This window comes from Selenomonadales bacterium 4137-cl (genome assembly GCA_032334055.1).
GTDB lineage: Bacteria > Bacillota > Negativicutes > Sporomusales > UBA7701 > Anaeroselena > Anaeroselena agilis.
Genome location: JAUOZS010000001.1, coordinates 2,762,018 through 2,780,892, shown reverse-complemented (window position 1 = coordinate 2,780,892; position 18,875 = coordinate 2,762,018). Strand labels below are relative to the sequence as shown.

General features: G+C 63.1%; 16 protein-coding genes. 11 read left to right on the top strand and 5 right to left on the bottom strand.

Annotation, left to right across the window (positions count from 1 at the left end):
• The first annotated feature begins 125 nt into the window (after positions 1-125).
• Complete coding sequence (locus Q4T40_14650) at positions 126-2,624, top strand: diguanylate cyclase (GenBank protein ID MDT8902487.1); 2,499 nt, start codon at positions 126-128, stop codon at positions 2,622-2,624.
• A gap of 45 nt (positions 2,625-2,669) precedes the next feature.
• Here the strand turns inward: Q4T40_14650 and Q4T40_14645 are convergent, their stop codons facing one another.
• Complete coding sequence (locus Q4T40_14645) at positions 2,670-3,572, bottom strand: LysR substrate-binding domain-containing protein (protein ID MDT8902486.1); 903 nt, start codon at positions 3,570-3,572, stop codon at positions 2,670-2,672.
• Between the two features lie 118 nt (positions 3,573-3,690).
• Here Q4T40_14645 and Q4T40_14640 point away from each other — a divergent pair, with 118 nt between their 5' ends.
• From Q4T40_14640 to Q4T40_14625, 4 genes are all read left to right on the top strand, one after another.
• Positions 3,691-4,665 (top strand): 2-hydroxyacid dehydrogenase family protein, encoded by a 975-nt coding sequence (locus Q4T40_14640; GenBank protein ID MDT8902485.1) that lies wholly within the window; start codon positions 3,691-3,693, stop codon positions 4,663-4,665.
• Positions 4,666-4,854: 189 nt separating this feature from the next.
• Positions 4,855-5,289 (top strand): hypothetical protein, encoded by a 435-nt coding sequence (locus Q4T40_14635; protein MDT8902484.1) that lies wholly within the window; start codon positions 4,855-4,857, stop codon positions 5,287-5,289.
• 70 nt (positions 5,290-5,359) lie between these two features.
• Complete coding sequence (locus tag Q4T40_14630) at positions 5,360-6,889, top strand: sensor domain-containing diguanylate cyclase (protein ID MDT8902483.1); 1,530 nt, start codon at positions 5,360-5,362, stop codon at positions 6,887-6,889.
• A gap of 112 nt (positions 6,890-7,001) precedes the next feature.
• A complete protein-coding gene (locus tag Q4T40_14625; protein MDT8902482.1) occupies positions 7,002-7,958 on the top strand; it encodes a bile acid:sodium symporter family protein in 957 nt (318 codons plus the stop codon).
• A gap of 30 nt (positions 7,959-7,988) precedes the next feature.
• Here Q4T40_14625 and Q4T40_14620 read toward each other — a convergent pair whose 3' ends face one another.
• Entirely contained in the window at positions 7,989-8,279 is a 291-nt protein-coding gene (locus Q4T40_14620; protein MDT8902481.1) for a DUF5665 domain-containing protein, read from the bottom strand.
• A 273-nt stretch (positions 8,280-8,552) separates the two neighbouring features.
• On the opposite strand from Q4T40_14620, the gene Q4T40_14615 reads away from it, so the two are divergent.
• From Q4T40_14615 to Q4T40_14595, 5 genes are all read left to right on the top strand, one after another.
• Entirely contained in the window at positions 8,553-9,683 is a 1,131-nt protein-coding gene (locus Q4T40_14615) for an HD-GYP domain-containing protein (protein ID MDT8902480.1), read from the top strand.
• A gap of 117 nt (positions 9,684-9,800) precedes the next feature.
• Positions 9,801-10,727, top strand: coding sequence for a helix-turn-helix domain-containing GNAT family N-acetyltransferase (locus Q4T40_14610; GenBank protein ID MDT8902479.1), 927 nt, complete (start codon positions 9,801-9,803; stop codon positions 10,725-10,727).
• Between the two features lie 109 nt (positions 10,728-10,836).
• Positions 10,837-12,300: a 4-hydroxyphenylacetate 3-hydroxylase family protein gene (locus tag Q4T40_14605; protein MDT8902478.1), complete on the top strand. Its 1,464-nt coding sequence runs from the start codon at positions 10,837-10,839 to the stop codon at positions 12,298-12,300.
• Positions 12,301-12,315: 15 nt separating this feature from the next.
• The gene (locus Q4T40_14600) at positions 12,316-12,609 is read left to right on the top strand and encodes a NifU family protein (protein MDT8902477.1); all 294 of its coding nucleotides are present in this window, start codon (positions 12,316-12,318) and stop codon (positions 12,607-12,609) included.
• Entirely contained in the window at positions 12,602-12,916 is a 315-nt protein-coding gene (locus Q4T40_14595) for a hypothetical protein (protein MDT8902476.1), read from the top strand. Before Q4T40_14600 ends, Q4T40_14595 begins: the two co-directional genes overlap by 8 nt.
• 55 nt (positions 12,917-12,971) lie before the next feature.
• On the opposite strand, the gene Q4T40_14590 is transcribed toward Q4T40_14595, so the two are convergent.
• The 3 genes from Q4T40_14590 to Q4T40_14580 all read right to left on the bottom strand — a co-directional run bounded on the left by Q4T40_14590 (position 12,972) and on the right by Q4T40_14580 (position 17,862).
• On the bottom strand, positions 12,972-14,996 hold the full coding sequence (locus Q4T40_14590) for a methyl-accepting chemotaxis protein (GenBank protein ID MDT8902475.1): 2,025 nt from the start codon (positions 14,994-14,996) through the stop codon (positions 12,972-12,974).
• A 237-nt stretch (positions 14,997-15,233) separates the two neighbouring features.
• On the bottom strand, positions 15,234-16,469 hold the full coding sequence (locus Q4T40_14585) for a (Fe-S)-binding protein (GenBank protein ID MDT8902474.1): 1,236 nt from the start codon (positions 16,467-16,469) through the stop codon (positions 15,234-15,236).
• A 1-nt stretch (position 16,470) separates the two neighbouring features.
• A complete protein-coding gene (locus tag Q4T40_14580) occupies positions 16,471-17,862 on the bottom strand; it encodes an FAD-linked oxidase C-terminal domain-containing protein (GenBank protein MDT8902473.1) in 1,392 nt (463 codons plus the stop codon).
• Between the two features lie 195 nt (positions 17,863-18,057).
• Here Q4T40_14580 and Q4T40_14575 point away from each other — a divergent pair, with 195 nt between their 5' ends.
• Positions 18,058-18,813, top strand: coding sequence for a hemerythrin domain-containing protein (locus tag Q4T40_14575; protein MDT8902472.1), 756 nt, complete (start codon positions 18,058-18,060; stop codon positions 18,811-18,813).
• Positions 18,814-18,875 lie beyond the last annotated feature (62 nt).

The window sequence follows — 18,875 nt, the reverse complement described above, 5'->3', positions numbered from 1 at the left end:
AAGCCCGCCCAATCGACACGAATTCCGTGTTGCGATTTGCTATTTCCCGTCTAGCCCCGGCATGTTAAAATAGACCGTATAAGGAATATTTGGACATGCTTGCACCAAGGGGCGGGGGGAGTTAAATGATATTCAGCATCAGGGCCCAGATGATCGCCGCATTCGTAGTGCTCATCGTTCTCCCCATAATCGTCCTCGGCATGCTTTCCTATCAGAAGACCGAAGCCATCCTGCTCGAAAAGGCCGAGCAGCACAGCCTCGAGAGCATCGAAAATGCCCGGATATTCTTCATCGAGAACTTCATCGCCCACGTCGACACAGCCATCAATACCTTCGCCCGGGACATCGAGCGCGTACAGACTCACTCCCTGTCCGCACCTGATCAACTGAAGGCCGAATGGGATCAGTACCGCCGCATCCACAGCGACCTGCCGGCCGTCTACTTCGGTACCGCCGACGGCCGGTTCATCCTGTCGTCCAACAATGCGCCCGTCCCGGGCTATGACCCCCGCAAACGCCCCTGGTACCAGCGGGCGCTGGATGACCCCGACCGCGTCATATGGAGCAACCTGTATCTCGACGCCCTCACCTTCAAACCGATCATCAGCGTCGCGCGGACGGTGACCGTCAACGGAAAGACGGCCGGCGTCATCGGGATCGACATATCCCTGCAGGCGCTCGCCGACGTCGTCAGTAAAATCTACTTCGGTCAGGGCGGCTACGCCATCCTCGTCGACCAGTCCGGCCTGATCATCGCCCATCCCGACCCCACCCGGCTGGGGAAAGCCGTAACCGACGAAGCCTGGTTCTGGGAGATAAAAAACCAGTACAAAGGCGTATCCGTACTTCCCCTGGAAAACGGTAAAACCTTCATCAGCCACATCACCATCGCCCGGACCGGCTGGAAGCTCGTCGGCTTCATCCCCCAGGAGAACTTCCGGCAGGACCTGGCGCCGATCAAAAACCGCACGTTAGGCGTAGGCGCGGTCGCAGCCATCTTAGCCCTGCTCCTCGGCGTGTCGGTAGCCAGCGGTTTCGCCACCAGGATGCAAAGCTTCGTCGAGGCGATGACCAAGGTGCAGCAAGGCGACCTCTCCGCCCGCTGGCACGACTACTCCGCCGTGGAATTCGCCGAAATCAGCGACCGGTTCAACGCCATGGTCACCACTATTCAAAAGCTCATCAGGCAGGAACATGCCACGCAGCACGAACTTGCCCTCCAGAAAGAGTACTTCGAGCAGCTCTTCGAAAACTCCCCGGAAAGCATCGCCATCATCGACATCGAAGATCGAATCGTAAAGGTCAACAACAACTTCACGCGCCTGTTCGGCTACACCTTCGACGAAGCACAGGGCAGCTTTATCAACGATCTCGTCGTCCCCGACGAACTGCGCGAGGAAGGGATCGAGATCAGCAGCAGCGTGCTCGGCAACAGGGTCATCGAAAAAGAGACGGTCAGAAAACGCAAGGACGGTCAACGGTTCGACATCTTCGTCCTCGGCTACCCGATCGTCGTCATGGGCGAACAGGTGGGCGGCTACATAATCTACCGCGACATCTCAGGGCGCAAGGAGGCGGAGCGGCGGCTCACCTACGCCAGCACCCACGACCTCCTCACCGACATGTATAACCGCCGGTACTTCGAACAGGAAATGCAACGCCTCGACAACGGGGACTGCCCGGCGGCCGGCATCATCATCAGCGACATCGACGGACTCAAACTCGTCAACGACACCCTGGGTCACGCCGTCGGCGACGCCTTACTCCTGCAGGCCGCCCGTATAATCAAGGACAACGTCCCCGAAGGCGCCGTCCTCTGCCGGATCGGCGGCGACGAATTCGCCGTTCTCCTGCCCGCCACCGACGAAGCCAGCCTCCAGGATACCGTTAACCGCATAATGGCCGCCATCGCCGCCGACAACATGACCAGTAGGGAGTACGTGCTCAGCGTCTCGATGGGGTACGCCGTCCGCGGCCCTTCCCACGCCGGCATGGACGATGTCTACCGCGAAGCCGACAGCAGCATGTACCGGGAAAAGCTACACCGCAGCAACAGCGCCCGCAGCGCCCTCGTCAAAACCCTCACCGAGGCGCTGCACGCCCGCGACTTCATCACCGAAGGCCATGCCGACCGGCTGCAGGAACTTGTCGAAAAACTCGCCAGAGCCGTCGGCGTCTCCGAGCGGCGAATCGGCGATCTCCGCCTGCTGGCGCAATTCCACGACATCGGCAAAGTCGGCATTCCCGACAACATCCTCTTCAAACCCGGCCGCCTCGACGAAGCCGAAACCAAGATCATGCACCGTCACAGCGAAATCGGCTACCGGATCGCGGTCGCCTCCCCCGATTTCCACCACATCGCCGACTGGATCCTCAAACACCACGAATGGTGGAACGGCGGCGGCTATCCGCTCGGCCTGAGAGGCGAAGACATCCCAGTCGAATGCCGCATCCTCCTAATAGCCGACGCCTTCGACGCCATGACCCAGGACCGCCCCTACCGCCAGGCGGTCCCGGCGGCGGAAGCGCTGCGGGAAATCGCCGCCTGCAGAGGCACGATGTTCGACCCTGTACTGGCGGACATCTTCGTAAGCATCATCACCGCCGAAACGGAAAAGTCATAAAATCATAGGGAAAGCCGGGGCCATACAGGCCCCGGCTTTCCCTTTTCATACTCCCGCCGGCTCCAGCCCGAGAAACTCGGCCGTGAACGCCAGCCACTGGCGGGCGGCGAACGACAAATAGCGGTCCCGGCGGCGGATCACCGCCAGCTCGAGGCACAGCGGCGGGCCGGCGAGCGGCACGGAAACGATGGCCGCCGGGTCGAGCCCGTCGCAGATATTCCCAGGCAGCAGCGCGATGCCGAGATTGGCGGCCACCATCCCGGTCATGAACTCCCGCTGCGAAGTCGCGCAGATCACCCGCGGCGCGAAACCCGCCTGGCCGCAACGCTGCAGGATATGGTCGTGAAGGCTGAAATCCTCGCGATAAAGAACGAAAGCCTCGTCAGCCAGCGCCGCGAAATCGACGGCTGCTTGGCCCGCCAGGCGGTGACTGGGGTGGACGATCACCCGCAGCGGGTCGCGGATGCACGAATAAACGGCCAGCAAGTCGGTCTTCGCCGGCGGCGTACAGACCACCCCCGTATCGAGGGTGCCGTCCAACACCGCCTCCTCAATCTTCTTCGACCCGTATTCATAAAGCTCGATGCCGATGCTCGGGAAAGACCGGTTAAACTCCCCCAGCGCGCGGGGAAAAACGGTCGACGCCGCGATCGGCGGCATGCCGATCCGTAGCCGGCCCTTGCGTAGGCTGGTGACATTATCCAGCTCCACCGTCAGGTTCTGGAAAAGGCCGACGATCTGCTGGGCCTGCTCGAGCAGCGCCTGGCCGGCGTCGGTCAGCTCCACCTGCTTGTTGGTGCGGTGGAACAGCGTCACCGACAGCTCCTCCTCCAGCGCCCTGATCATCTTGCTGATCGACGGCTGGGTGACATGGAGCTTCGCGGCCGCCTTGCTGAAACTCCCCCGCCTGGCGACCTCGAGAAAATATTCGAGATGGCGTATATCCATAGGCTCGCCTCCTTGCCTCTATTGTATTATAAATCAGACGCATATTAAACATTCGGAATATGAATTTTACCTATAGGAAAAAATACGATAAGATTAAACCGCAAGGAGGGAGAAAAAAATGAAGCAAAAAGTATTCATCTCCGGAAAAGTTCCCCGCGTCGCTTACAACATGCTTGCCGGCGAATTCGCGGTTACCATGCACGACAGCCTCACGCTGCTCACAAGAGAGGAAATCATCGCCGGCCTGGCCGGCTGCGACGCCCTGCTGCCGCTCCTGTCCGACGTCATCGACGCCGCCGTCATCGATTCCGCCCCCGGCCTCAAAATCATCGCCAACTACGGGGCCGGCTTCAACAACATCGACCTCGCCGCCGCCACCGCCCGCGGCATCCCCGTCACCAACACCCCCGCCGTCTCCACCGACGCCACCGCCGACCTGACCTGGGGCCTCATCATCGCCATCGCCCGCCGCATCGTCGAAGGCGACAAAAACATCCGCGCCGGCAAATTCACCGGCTGGGCCCCCCTCTATCACCTCGGCGTCGAAGTAGCCGGCAAAACCCTCGGCGTCGTCGGCCTCGGCAACATCGGCAAAGCCGTCGTCAAACGGGCCAAAGGCTTCGACATGCGCGTCGTCTACAACTCCCGCACCCGCCTCAGCCCCGCCCAGGAAGCCGAACTCGGCGTGGAGTACCTGCCCCTGGACGGCGTCATCAGCGCCGCCGACTTCCTCACCTTCCACGTCAGCTACGACCCGTCCATGCGCCACATGATCGGTGCCCCCCAACTGGCCGCCATGAAGAGCGGCGCCTACATCATCAACGCCGCCCGCGGGCCGCTCATCGACGAACATGCCCTCCTCCAAGCCCTGCGCGCCGGCACGATCGCCGGCGCCGCCCTCGACGTCTACGAATTCGAGCCCAAGATCACCCCCGGCCTAGAAGAATTAGACAACGTCATCCTCTGCCCCCACCTCGGCAACGCCACCGTCGAAACGCGCGACGCCATGGCGGAACTCGCGGCCAAAAACATCATCGCCGTCCTCAAAGGCGGCAAGCCGCTCACCTGCGTCAACCCCCAGATATACAAGTAGGCGAGAACGGGTAACTGGTATCTGCCAGCAACCTTGGATCGCCTACAGCGCCGCCGGCCACCCCCCTCGCGGGCGTTCGTCGGCGGTCGCTTCATTTTCGCGGCGGGAAAATGGCGCGGGGCGGGAGGGAGTGTCGCGGGGCGCGGCGAATATAATTTCCCAAACACGGTTCCGCGGAAGGATAACAGCATGGATAAAAAAACGTTCTGGCGCCTGGCAACCGTATTGGCTCTAGTAACCGTCGCAGCCCTCCTCGTCCACGCCGGCTACTTCGCCGTCAAAAGCCCGCCGCCCGCGCCGTCGCTGGCGACGCCGGACCCGGTCCCGCCCGCGACGCCGTCCGCAGAAAAGCCTGCTCCCGCCGCTTCCGGCAGCCGCACCGGCCAGATGAGGCTGGCGGACAAACCCGAGGCCTTCAAGCCCGCGCCAGGCGATATCGTCGACTACTCCTACTCGCTCAAAAAAGAGAGCAACGAACGCGCCATCCTTCCGGGGGTTACGGTCGAATCTGGCGCAAAATGCGTAAACATAAAAACGGCCGACAAGGATCGAACCATCCAGATCAAGCGCGACGACACCCATCCGGGCAACGGCTACCAGGTTATGTGGCAAAAAAAGTACTGACCGGCGAAACACCGCCGGTTTTTGCCGTCTGCTTCGGCAGCCGATGTTTTCATGAGCGGAGATGTTGCCTGTGAACGCCGAACAAGAACAAGCCAAACATGAACCTTTCGACCTCCCGCGTCTCGTCCGGGGGCTGAGCCTGTCCCTCGACCCCGGGGCAAAACCGCAGGACGCCCTCGACCTCCTTGTCCAGGAAGCCCACGCGGCGGTAGGCTGCGACCACCTCTTTCTCAGCCGCTACGAGGCCGCCGGCCGGACCTTCCGGGCGGTCGCCTGGCGCAGCAGCGTCGACCCCGGCGACGTCCCGTTAGAGCGCAAATTCATGGGCAACAGCTACTTCAGCGGTCAGCCCGTCATTGTCCACGACCTCTCCCAGTACAACTACCGCCTGCGCCCCGGCGCCGCCCGCCTTTGTCTCATGTCCATGGTCGGCGTCCCCCTCGTCACCGGGCAGGGCGTTATCGGCGTACTCGAAGCCTTCGCCGAACGGTCCGACCATTTCTCCGACCTCGACGCCGACCTGCTGGCGCTGTTTGCCCGGCAGGCCACGGCAATAATCGAGCGCGCCGACTGCGAGCGCGAGGCCAAATACCGCGCCGCCGAGAACGAATTTCTCGTCGAAGCCCTCAAGCTCGAACAAGCCTCGCTGGGGAGCCTGTTCTACAAAGTCGGCGAAACCTTCGCCGCCGTGCTCGGCGTCGACGGCATCGCCGTATTCGGCATCGAGCCCGCCCTCCCCGACGGCCAACTGCAGGAAGTCATGGCCCGCGGCTTCTCCATGGCCGACATCGGCCGCCTCAAAACGCTGTATGGCAAAGAACGGTTGCAGAAACTGCTGCCCCCGCCCGGCGGCGGGCGCAAAGACCTGATCGTCAAACAAGCCTTCCGCCAGGGCGGCGCCGGCGCCGCCAAACTGCTCTACACCGTTCCGCTCGTCTATCGCGACAGTCTTCAGGGCCTGATCGTTTTCCACTGGCGGCAGCTCGACAAAGCCGCCGACCACGACGCCCTGGAAAACTTCATCGAGCGGACGATCGGCCACCTTTCCATGCTCCTCGGCCGCAAAGACGTTTACGCCACCATCCAGCGAATAGGCTTCTACGACCTGCTCACCGGCCTGGCCAACCGGCGGATGTTCGATTACGTCCTCGACCGCGAAATCAAAAAAATGTGGCGCACCGCCAAGCCCCTCAGCCTCCTCATGATCGACGTCGACAACTTCAAAGCCATCAACGACATCCACGGGCACCCGGCGGGCGACGCCGTGCTCCAGCAACTCGGCGCCATCATCAGGGACAGCTTCCGCAGCGTCGACCTGACAGCCCGCTACGGCGGCGAGGAATTCGCCGTCATCCTGCCCGACACCGACCGAGTCCGGGCCGTATCGGTCGCCGAGCGTATGCGCCTCAAAGTGTCCGAAAGCCAATTCCCGGTCGGCAAAGGCTTCATCAACGTCACCGTCAGCATCGGCGGCGCCACCTGGACCAACCGGGACGCGGCCGACGAAGCCACCGGCGAACGGCTCGTCACCGCCGCCGACCAGGCTCTTTACAAAGCCAAGCAGATGGGCCGCGACATCACCATCTTCGCCAACGACTGACCGGCTGGAATACATTCACAACGTCATAATCCGCCAGCTGAACATACTATAACCGTAACGACACCCGCCGCGGCCGTCTGGCCGACACTCCATAAGAAGGAAAACCGCCATCATGGACTTCAGCAAACTCAACGCCTGGCTGGGGAAAAAAATGTACCTCGGCGTACTCGGCGCGCTCCTCCTCGGCTTCAATTCCGCCATCGCCGATTCCCCCCAGCTCCGCATGGCGCTCATCGTCCTCTTCGGCTACGCCACCTTCGTCACCGCGCTCGAAACCAGCCTCATGCAATTCGGCAAAGTACTCAGCCGGCCATGGATCTCCCTGTGGACACTCTGCCTCGCCCACCTGGGCTCGCCCCTCATGGCCTGGCTGATGGGCTACATCTTCTACCCCGACGACATCAGCGTCCGCATCGGCTATCTCGTCGCCGCCTCCGTGCCGGTCGGCGTCACCTCCGTAATCTGGACCTCCATCGTCAGGGGCAACGTCCCGGTCGCGCTTGTCACCCTCGCGCTCGACACCGTGATCGTTCCCTTCTTCCTGCCCGCCTTCTTCCTCGTCACCGTCGGCCAGGCCCTCCACATCGACTACAAGCAGATGGCCCTGCAGCTTATGTGGATGATAACCATTCCCAGCCTCGTAGGCATGATCCTCCACGACATCCTCAAGGAAAAGGCCGTCGCCTACGCCAAGGGCTTCGGCGGCGTCACCGCCAAAGTCACCTTCTACGTAGTAATATTCTTCAACGCCGCCCTCGTCGCCCCCGCCGTCGACTGGAGCCCGGCGATCCTGAAAATGATCCTGATCACCTTCTTCATCGTCGCCGCCAGCTATTTCCTGGGCTATCTCGGTTCCCTCGTCGTCCGGGGGCGTCCCCGGGACGTCGCCTTCGCCATGGTCTACAGCATCGGCATCCGCAACATCAGCTCAGGGCTCGTGCTCGCCATCGCCCATTTCCCGCCCGCCGTCGCCGTGCCCATCACCCTCTTCATGCTCTTCCAGCAGCCCCTGGCCTCGATCGTGCCGCTCATCCTCAAGCCTCTCCCGTCGCCGTCCGGCGAAACATAAAAGCGAAAGACGCTCAAACGAGCGTCTTTCTTACTTTCGCATCTCTATCAGGCGGATGATATCCACCAAATAATCGCTGATCACCGGAATGTTAATCAGTATAAGTCGTCTCAGCACCTCGATCACGACCGCGAAAACAATCGTCGTCCCGATCGCGAACCCCAGGCCGCGGGCGACGCCGGCGACAAAATTGGTCATCACCAGCCGGCGCGGCTTCTCCAGCAGTTCCAGATACTCCGCGATCCGCATCGCCTCCAGGCGTTCCACCAGCCGCCGCAGATAATCGGCGGACGGCTCCTTGTCCGGGCCGTGGCTGTTCATGGCTACCTCCATCGGCGCCCGCCGGGGGATTTCTTTACAGTGTATTCGCCGTCCGGGCCCCATATTCCTGCGGCAGTCGGGTAAGCGAGGGGAGAGGCGCTCCCCCTGGGGGAGGGAGGAAGATGGGACCTTCCGCCCGTTTTTTTAGGACCCGGGTCCCTGGCAGGCCGTCGCCGGAAAGAATAAAATTTTCATATAGCTTATTCGTCGTCCGCACGGGCGTCCGTTCCGGCTCCGGTCGCCTTGCCCGTGCCAACGCAGATAGGGGGAAGTATGCAGCGCGTATCCCTTGCCGTCCTGCAGTCCGGTATGACCGTCGCCGGCAACGTGCGCGGCGCCGACGGCCGGCTCCTTGTTAGAAACGGCATGGTCCTTACCGACGCCAGCATCAAAAAACTAGCCAGCCTGGGCATCGGCTCGGTCTACATCAGGAATCCGCTCTTCGAAGCCATCGACGTGCCCGAGCTCGTGCGGGAGGACACCCGGGTCAAACTAATCCGCGCACTTCAGACCGCCTTCGCCGGCTACCAGAAAAGCGGCGACCTCGACACCGCTGCCCTGCGCGGCGAAGTCAAAACCATGGTCGCCGAAATCGTCGGCAACCGCGAATCCATGATCCATACCTTCGACCTGCGCACCTACCAGGACTACGTCTACGCCCACTCGGTCAACGTCGCCATAATCTCCGTCCTCATCGCCCTCAGCCTCGACTACAACGAAGCCAGACTCATCGACCTGGCCCTCGGCGCCCTCCTCCACGATATCGGCATGCTCGCCGTGCCCAAGGACATCATCCTCAAAGTCGGCAACCTCACCCCCGCCGAATCCGAAGCCATGCAGCGGCACGTCAACGACGGCTTCGAAATCATCCGCAAGCGGCGGGAGATATCCACCCTTGCCGCCCACGTAGCCTTCCAGCACCACGAACGCATCGACGGCACCGGCTACCCGCGCCGGCTCAAAGGCGACAATATCCACGAATACGCCCGGATCGTCGCCGTCGCCGACATCTTCGACGCCCTCATCGCCGACCGGCCCTACCGCAAAGGGATGCTGCCCCACGAAGCCTACGAAATAATGATGACCCTCGCCGACAAATACCTCGACAAAGCCATCCTCGACATCTTCCTCGCCAACGTCGCCATCTATCCCGTCGGCACCGTCGTCCGGCTAAGCGGCGGCGAAACCGCGGTCGTAGCCAGCGTGCGCCCCAGGCTTCAGGCCCGCCCCGTCGTCAAAATCCTCCTCGACGCCGCCGGCGCTGTCGTCGAAAACGGCCCCGACCTCGACCTCGCCGAACACCTCACCGTCTTCGTCACCAAAGTCTACAAAGAACACGAACTCTTCGAACTGCGCGCCTTCGCCGCCGGCCTCCGGAACGATGGGGGCGGGGCAACCCAATAAACGATAAAGCACGGCTGACGCCGTGCTTTCCTTTTCGCCCCTTACCGCAAATTTACTTGACTAAGTCAAATAAATATGGTACTTTGGTGGCAAAAGACAGCTAAGGAGGGTTGACCTATGCAGGACGCCACCCTGCAACGGGCCGCCAGGATCAGGGAATTCAACCGTTTCTACACCAACATCATCGGCCTCGTCAACAAAACCATCCTCGACAGCCCCTATTCGCTGGCCGAAGCCCGCGTGCTCCTCGAACTCCTCATGGCCGGGCGGTACACCGCCACCGACCTCACCCGGCTGCTCGACATCGACCCCGGCTACCTCAGCCGCATATTGCGGCGCTTCAGGCGCGAGAAACTGCTGACCACCGTTCGTTCGCCGGACGACGGGCGCGTGCAGCTCCTGTCCCTGACCGACAAGGGGAAAAGCGTCATGACCGCCATTTCCGACGCCTCCACCCGCCAGATCGTCGCCGTCCTGAACGGCCTAAGCGTCGCCGAACAGCAGCAACTCGTCGCCCACATGGAAGCCGTCAGGGCCATCCTCTCCCGCCAGCCCCAGCCGTCCGGGCCGGTCGTCATCCGCACCTACCGGGCGGGCGACGCCGGCTACATCGCCTATCGCCACGGCATCCTCTACGAACAGGAATACGGCCTCGACAAAGTATTCGAAAGCTATGTCATCGCCGGTATGGCCAAATTCTTCGCCGGCGGGTCGGACGGCGAGATATGGGTCGCCGAAGCCGCCGGCCAGGTCGTCGGCGCGATCGCCATCGTCGCCGCCGGCCCGGGCACCGGCCAACTGCGCTGGTTCCTCGTCGAGCCCGCCTTCCGCGGCAGCGGCCTTGGCCGCCGCCTCATGAACGTCGCCATCGACTACTGCCGCCAGCGCGCCTTCGCCCACGTCTTCCTCTGGACCTTCCGCGGCCTCGACGCCGCCTGCCACCTCTACGAAAGCTTCGGCTTTCGCCTCACCGAAGAAACCGAGAACACCACCTGGCGCGACAAACTCACCGAGCAGCGCTGGGACCTCACCCTGGGAGAATAATCCGGGCAGCCTTTTCCTACGAACGGCGTCCACCGACGGGAGGAATACGGCCGGGCGCGCGGGAATACATACATGACAGCCAACGCCAGCGCAAAGGAGATGTTCACATATGGCTCTCATGACCGGCCGCGAATACGAAGACAGCCTCCGCAAGCTCAAATTCAAAGTCTACCTCCAGGGCGAACTCATCGACAACCCTGTCGACCACCCCATCATCCGTCCGTCGATGAACGCCGTCAAAATGACCTACGAACTGGCCCACGACCCCCGCTACCAGTCTCTCATGACCGCCGTCTCCCACCTCAGCGGCGAAACGATCAACCGCTTCTGTCACCTCCACCAGAGCAGCGACGACCTCGTCAAAAAAGTCAAAATGCAGCGCCTCCTCGGCCAGAAAACCGCCGCCTGCTTCCAGCGCTGCGTCGGCATGGACGCCATCAACGCCGTCGACAGCGTCACCTTCGAAATGGACGGCAAACTCGGCAGCGAATACCATAAACGCTTCACCGCCTTCCTGCGCAAAATCCAGGACGAAGACCTCACCGTCGACGGCGCCATGACCGACCCCAAAGGCGACCGCAGCCTGCCGCCCGGCAAACAGGCCGACCCCGACCTCTACGTCCGGGTGGTCGAAAAGCGCGCCGACGGCATCGTCGTCCGCGGCGCCAAATGCCACCAGACCGGCGCCCTCAACTCTCACTGGATACTCGTCATGCCCACCATGACCATGGGCGCCGACGACGCCGACTACGCCGTCTCCTTCTGCGCCCCCGCCGACGCGCCCGGCATCTTCTACATCTACGGCCGTCAGTCCTGCGACACTCGCAAGCTCGAGAACGGCGACATCGACGTCGGCAACAGCCGTTTCGGCGGCCACGAAGCCCTGATGGTCTTCGACGATCTATTCGTTCCCTGGGAGCACGTCTTCATGTGCGGCGAGACGGAATTCAGCGGCGCGCTCGTCGAACGCTTCGCCGGCTACCACCGCCAGAGCTACGGCGGCTGCAAAGTCGGCGTCGGCGACGTTCTCATCGGCGCCGCGGCCCTCGCCGCCGAAATGAACGGCGCCGCCAAGGCCTCCGCCGTCAAGGACAAACTCATCGAAATGGTCCACCTCAACGAAACCCTCTACGCCTGCGGCATCGCCTGCTCGGCCGAAGGCTACCCGACCGCGTCCGGTACCTACCTCATCGACCTCCTGCTGGCCAACGTCTGTAAACAGAACGTCACCCGCTTCCCCTACGAGATCGCCCGCCTCGCCGAAGACATCGCCGGCGGCCTCATGGTTACCATGCCGTCGGAAAAAGACCTCCGCCATCCGGAAATCGGCCCGGTCGTCGAAAAATACCTGCGCGGCGTCGCCGGCGTACCCACCGAGCACCGCATGCGCGTCCTCAGACTGATCGAAAACATCACCCTCGGCGCCGCCGCCGTCGGCTACCGCACCGAATCGATGCACGGCGCCGGCTCGCCCCAGGCCCAGCGGATCATGATCGCCCGCCAGGGCAACATCGAGCAGAAAAAAGACCTCGCCCGGGCCATCGCCGGCATCGAGCCCGCGGCCGGCCGGTGATGGGGGAGAGGGGTCATGGATAAACTCGGCAAAATCATCGACCAACAGGTCCGTCCGGCGCTTCGCGCCCACGGCGGCGACATCGAGCTCGTCGAACTCACCGCCGACGGCGTCCTCAAAGTCAGGCTGACCGGCGCTTGCGCCACCTGCCCCGGCGCCCAGCAGACCCTCGCCGACGTCGTCGCGGCGGCGCTTAAAGAGGCGGCCCCCGAAGTCCGCGAGATCGTCCCCGTCTTCCAGGCCGACGAAGAGCTCATCCGCCAGGCGCTCGCCATCCTCCGCAAGGGCAAAGAGAGCCGGGATGGCTGACGCCGCTCACGTCAGCATCGTCTTTTGCGGCGGCTGCAACCCCCGCATCGACCGCGGCCGCCTGGCCGGCGAACTCGCGTCCCGCCTGGCCGCCCGCGGCTGCCGGCTAAGCTACAACCGCCGCGACGCCGACCTCCTCATCTACCTCAGCGGCTGCACCGCCGACTGCGCCCGCCACGACGGCCCGCCCGGCGTCCCCGGCATCGCCGTCGCCGCCGCCGCCGTGGACGCCGTGGCGGTACCCGAAGCCGATCTCGCCGCCGCCGTAATCGAAAAAGCGGACCAGTACCTGCAAATGAAGCGCTAAAGCTATACTGAACTAAAACCCCCCCGACCTGTAACCGGTCGGGGGGGTCTCCGTACTACAGCCTGAATTGCGCCACCGCGCCCTGCAGCTCCTGGGCCAGCCTCGCCAGCTCCTCGCTCGAGGAAGCGATCTCCTCCATCGAAGCGAGCTGCTCCTCGGCCGCCGCCGAAACGCTCTGCGCCTCGCCCGCGGACGACTTGCTGAGCGCGTCGATCCTGCCCACCGAGGACACGATCTGCTGGCTGCCGCCGGCCATCTGCTGGATGGCCGCCGAAATCTCCCGCATCCGGTCGGCCCCCTGCGACACCAGCTCCACGATCTCGCGGAAGACCGCGCCGGTCGAGGTAACCACCTCGGCGCCCGTCTTGACCTCGCGCGTGCCGTCGGTCATCGCCGCCACCGCCCGGTCGGTGTCGCCCTGGATATCGCCGATCAGCTCGGCGATCTTCTTGGCCGCGTCCTGCGACTGCTCGGCCAGCTGCCTGACCTCCTCGGCTACCACCGCGAACCCGCGGCCCTGCTCGCCGGCGCGCGCCGCCTCGATGGCCGCGTTCAAAGCCAGCAGATTTGTCTGACCGGCGATGCCGGAAATCGTCTCCACGATCTGGCCGATCTCCTTCGAACGTTCGCCCAGCTTGGCGACCACCTGCGCCGAAGCGTTGACCGTATTCTCGATCTGGGCCATCTGGCTGACCGCCTTATCCACCGCGATTCCGCCGGCCTTCGCCTTATCGGCCGCCTGGGCCGACTGCCCGGCCACATGGTTGGCGTTGGCCGCCACCTGCTGCATCGCGGTCGACATTTGATTCACCACCGACGCCGTCTCCTCCGCAGCCGCCAGCTGCTCCGTCGCCCCGCCGGCCACCCCGTTGATCGAAGCCGCAATCTGGTTGGCCGCCTGGGCCGACTGCTCGGCGCTGGCCGTAAGCTCCTCGGCCGAAGCCGCCACCTGATCGGCGTTGGCGGTGATCTGCCTGATCAGGGAGCGCAGGTTCTGCGCCATCTGCGTGAAGCTTTGCGCCAGCCGGCCGATCTCGTCGTTCGACTTCACGGACAGCTCCACGCTGGAAATATCGCCGCCGGCAATGCGGTTGGCCGCCGCCTCCACCACCTGGAGCGGCGCGGTCATCCGGCGCACCAGCCAGGCGACGAGAATAGCCGAGACCACCAGTATGATCACGATCGTAATAACCGACGTCGTCTTCAGTCCGGAGACCACCCCGGACACCTCGGCAATCGGCACCGAAAGTCCCAGCGACCAGGCCGTCCCCGGCACCGGCGCGAAGGAATAATAGCGGTCGATCCCGCGCGACGTGACCGTCGCCAGGCCCTTTTCCCCCTTGACCATCCGCTCGGCCACCGCCTTCATCCCGGCGTCGGTCTTGGCGTCTGTCAGGGAGTTGACCTTCATGGCCAGCTCCTTATTGGGATGGACGATCAGCAGGCCGTCGCCCCGGCACATGAACGCATAGCCTGTCTTGCCGACCTTATGCTCCACAATCATCTTGGTCATATCTTCCATGCCGAGGCTCCCGAACAGCGCCCCCGTTACTTTGCCGTCCGTCTTGACCGGCACCGTCACGTTCACCACCAGCCGGCCGGTCGCCCGGGAAACGACCGGGTCGGACACCGCCACCTTACCCTTCAGAGCCTGCTGGATATAAGGCCGGGAGCTGAGGTCGCCGGTAGCGCCCGTATTGTTGTAGTGAAACCCGGCGGTATTGACGTACGCCAGCGAATCGAATTTCGGATACGATTTCGCCAGCGACGCCAGGACGGGCACGATCGCCTTGGGATCGCCGCTCTGTATCGCCGGCATATGCGTCAGCCCCGTAAGCTCCATGCCTACGCCTTTCAAAAGCTCGCCGACCTTGTCGGCCTCACCGGCCGCTTCCGCCTGCATCTGTTGCACGATGTTGGTGGTGAGGATCCTGTGGGCCTGGTCGAAATTCAGTCCGCCCAGCGCCGCGAGAGACACGAGGAAGATCGCCAGAACCGCGAAAGTGATTTTTGCCTGCAGGCTGTGCACGCTGAATCCGCTCCGGCGGAGACTGCCTTGCTTAAACTGTGGTGTTTGCACAAAATCCGCTCCTTTTGCTGATAGACTATATATAGATAACTGTCGCCGCGCAGCTTGCTGCCCCGGGACAATTTTGCGGATCGGCCCAGCCACCTTCTGCCAAAATTCGACATTGAAATATTTCTAAATATCTTCATATTTTTCCTGTGAAAAAGTGAAAAAAGGCGCATAAACAAAAGCGATACCCCCTATAACCACTTGGGATAGGGGGTATCGCGTGTTCTTCCGCGTATTAGCTCAGTACGTTTTCGCCAGTAGCTCCACCGGGTGGGCCACCGTTGCCCCGACATTGTTGCGGGCCAGCCCGTGCTCGAGCTGCATCTTGCACGCCGGGCAGCCGGCGGCCACGATCGTCGGGTTAACCGCCTTGATATTGCCGACCTTCCTGTCGAGGATAGCCATCGACAGATCGTAATTGGTGATCGCGAACGTCCCGGCGCCGCCGCAGCAGCGGTCGGCCTCCGCCATCTCCCGGAAAGTCAGGCCGGGAATGGCCTTGAGAATCTCGCGCGGCTGCCTGTTCACCCCCTGGCCCCTGTTGAGGTGACAGGAATCGTGATAGGTTACGACCGCCTCCACCGGCTTGTCGCCAGGCTTGACGCCCAGCTTGTCGACGAGGAACTCGCTCACATCCAGCACCTTCTGCTCGAAGCCGGCGGCGTCGGCGGTCAGCTCCTCGTAATGGCGCAGCGTGTCGCCGCACGTCCCGCAGTCCGTCAGGATGTAATCCGCGCCCGTCGCCGCCAGCAGCCTGGCGTTGTTCCTCGCCAGCGCCTCGGCCGTCTCCACGTCGCCGTACGCCAATTGCGGCGTGCCGCAGCACTGCACGTCCGTCGGAATGACGACCTCGCAGCCGTGGCGCTCCAGCACCTCGATCACCGCCTTGCCCAGCGCCGGATTGACCATATTCGTCATGCAGCTCAGATAATAGGCGACCTTGACCTTGCCGCCCTTCTTAAGCGTCATATTCGCCAGCTCGGCGCGGAAAGTTCGCGGGGCGAACTCCGGCATCACGCCCTCCTTCTGGGCGAGGTCGGGGGACACCGCCTTGAGAAGCCCGCTGCCGCGCACCGCCTGTTGCAGCCCGAGATGCTGGTAGAGATAGGCCGATTTGGCCGCCACGCCCTGGAGGCTGTTATTGGGCAGGAATTGTTTCAGGGCGGCGCCGAGCAGGAAAGGCAGGCCGTCCTCGTCCTTGATCTGGGCCCGCGCCGCCAGCACCAGCTTATCGGTGTGCACCTGCGACGGGCAGTTGGCGACGCACGCCTTGCAGTTCAGGCACAGCGACATGATCTTCCTCATCCGCGGCGTCACCTTGAGGACGTCGCCCGCCAGCTCACGGGCCAGGCGGACCTTGGCGCGCGCCACCGCCGGCTCGCTGCCCAGCACGTTGTAGATCGGGCACACGATCTGGCAGAGGCCGCAGCGCAGGCACTTTTCGGACTCTTCCCGCATCTGTTTCAGCGTCTTCATGTCATTCACCCTTCTCCATGAGGAACATCTTGCCCGGGTTGAGGATATTGTTCGGGTCGACGGACCGCTTGATGCTCCGCATGAAATCCAGGCCTTCCTCGCCGAACTGCCACGGCATATATTTCCGCTTGATCAGGCCGATGCCGTGCTCGCCCGACAGCGTGCCGCCCAGGGCCAGTGCGGCCTCGAACATCTCGTCGATCGCCGCGTCGACCCGTTTCATCTCCTCCGCGTTGCGCTCGTCGGTCAGGATGTTGGGGTGCATATTGCCGTCGCCGGTATGGCCGAGAATGGGAATAACCAAATCGTACTTTCGGGCGATCTCCTGGATGCGTTTCACGATATCCGGCACCTTGCTGCGCGGCACGGTCGCGTCCTCGACGAACACCGTCCTTGCGCTCTTGCACAGCGCCCCGAACGCCGACCGGCGGCCGGCCCACAACTGGGCGGCCTCCGCCTGGTCCTTGGCCACCTTCACCTCGCGCGAACGGCACGCGGCGCAGATTTCCGCCACCTTGTCGATCTGTTTGTTGACATCGTGCTCGCTGCCGTCCACCTCGATGAGGATGGCGCCCTCGACATCCATCGGGAACCCGACCGGCTTGAACGACTCGATCAGCTCCATGATCTTGTGATCCATCAGCTCCAGCGTCGTCGGGATGATGCGGTGCTTGATGATGCTCGACACCGCCGCGGCGGCGTCGTCGAGCGTGTCGAACATCGCCAGCAGCGTCCGTTTCGCCTCCGGCAGCGGCACCAGCCGCACCGTGATCTCGGTGATAATCCCCAGCGTGCCCTCCGACCCGGCAAACAGCCGCATCAGATCATAGCCGCTCACATTCTTGATCGTCTTGCCGCCCACCCGCAAAATGCCGCCGGTCGGCGTTACCACCTCAAGGCCGAGGACATAATCCTTCGTCACCCCGTACTTCACGCCCCGCGGCCCGCCGGCGTTCTCGGCCACGTTGCCGCCGATCGTCGACATCAGCATGCTCTGCGGGTCGGGCGGGTAGAAGAGCCCTTCTTTTTCCACCGCCTGGTGGAAGGTGGCCGTGATGACGCCCGGCTGGACGGTTGCCGTCAGGTTGTCCTGGTCGATTTCGAGGATCTTATTCATGCGGTGCAAGGCGAGAATAATCCCGCCGTCGGTCGGGATGGTACCGCCCGAGAGGCAGGTCCCGCCGCCGCGGGGGATGACCGGGATGCGCTCGGCGTTGGCGAGCTTCACGATCTCGCTGATCTCGGCCGTCGTCAGCGGCGCTACCACGACATCGGGCAGCGCCGACAGATGCGTGGAGTCATAAGAATAACAGGTGAGATCTTCCGGTTCGGTAAAAACGTTCTCCTTGCCGGCAATGCGCCGGAGCTGCTCGGCCACGGTGGATGAGATCATGGCGATTCCTCCTGTAAACGGTTTTTTATCGGAATTTTGCCGTGGGAAATTACGTATTCAATACCAATTATACTACAGATTGCCAGATAAGACCTGCACATTTCGTCCGCCGCGGTGTAGATTTCCCCCCGACGGGAAAACTATCTCGCGGGGCCTGCCCCCGCACACGACGCCTAATTCAAAGGAGGATATCAAATGCTGGAAAGCGAGCAGCGCGCCGCAATGATCGTCGACCTCGTCGAACGCTACAAGGGCGGCGCCGATTCCGACCAGATAAAACGCGAAGCCAAGGCGGTCTTCGCCTTCGTCCGCCCGGAGACGGTCGCCCTGGCCGAAGAGCGACTGGCCAGGCATAACCTCGACCCTGCCGACCTCCACCAACTGCACCGTCTCCACCTCGACAACCTCCGGCACGAGCTCCTGCAACTGCAGGCCGCCATCGAGCCGTGGCATCCGGTGCGCACCATGATCGAGGAGCACGAGCAGATCCTCGCCACCCTCGAACGCCTGGAAGCCCTCAACGCCAGGGTGCAGGCCGCGGCGGCCCTCGACCCCGCCGCCCGGCAGGAACTGGCCGACATCGCCGCCAACCTGCTGGCGGCGGAATACCACCACCGGCGTGAGGAAGAAGTAGTCTTCCCCGAGCTGACCAAGCGCGGCATCGGCGCCACCGTCGAGGCCATGGAGGCCGAACACGAAGAACTGCGCGAGCGCAAGCACGCCTTAAAGGCCCTTGCCGCGCGGGGCGCGGACGGCGGCTTCGAAGCCTTCCGCCGCGAACTGGGCGAGCTCGCCGCTTACATCGTATACAACCTCGGCGACCACATCTACAAGGAAAACCACATCATGTTCCCCGCGGCGGTCCGCCTGGTCAGGGAGGAAGGCCTCTGGCCCCGCCTCAAGGAGCGCTGCGACGAAATCGGCTACTGCAACTTCCGGAAGTTGCACTGACCGGCGGCGAAATGTCCGGAGCAGCTCCGGAGTCAAATTCCGCCGCCGGCAACCGGAGGACC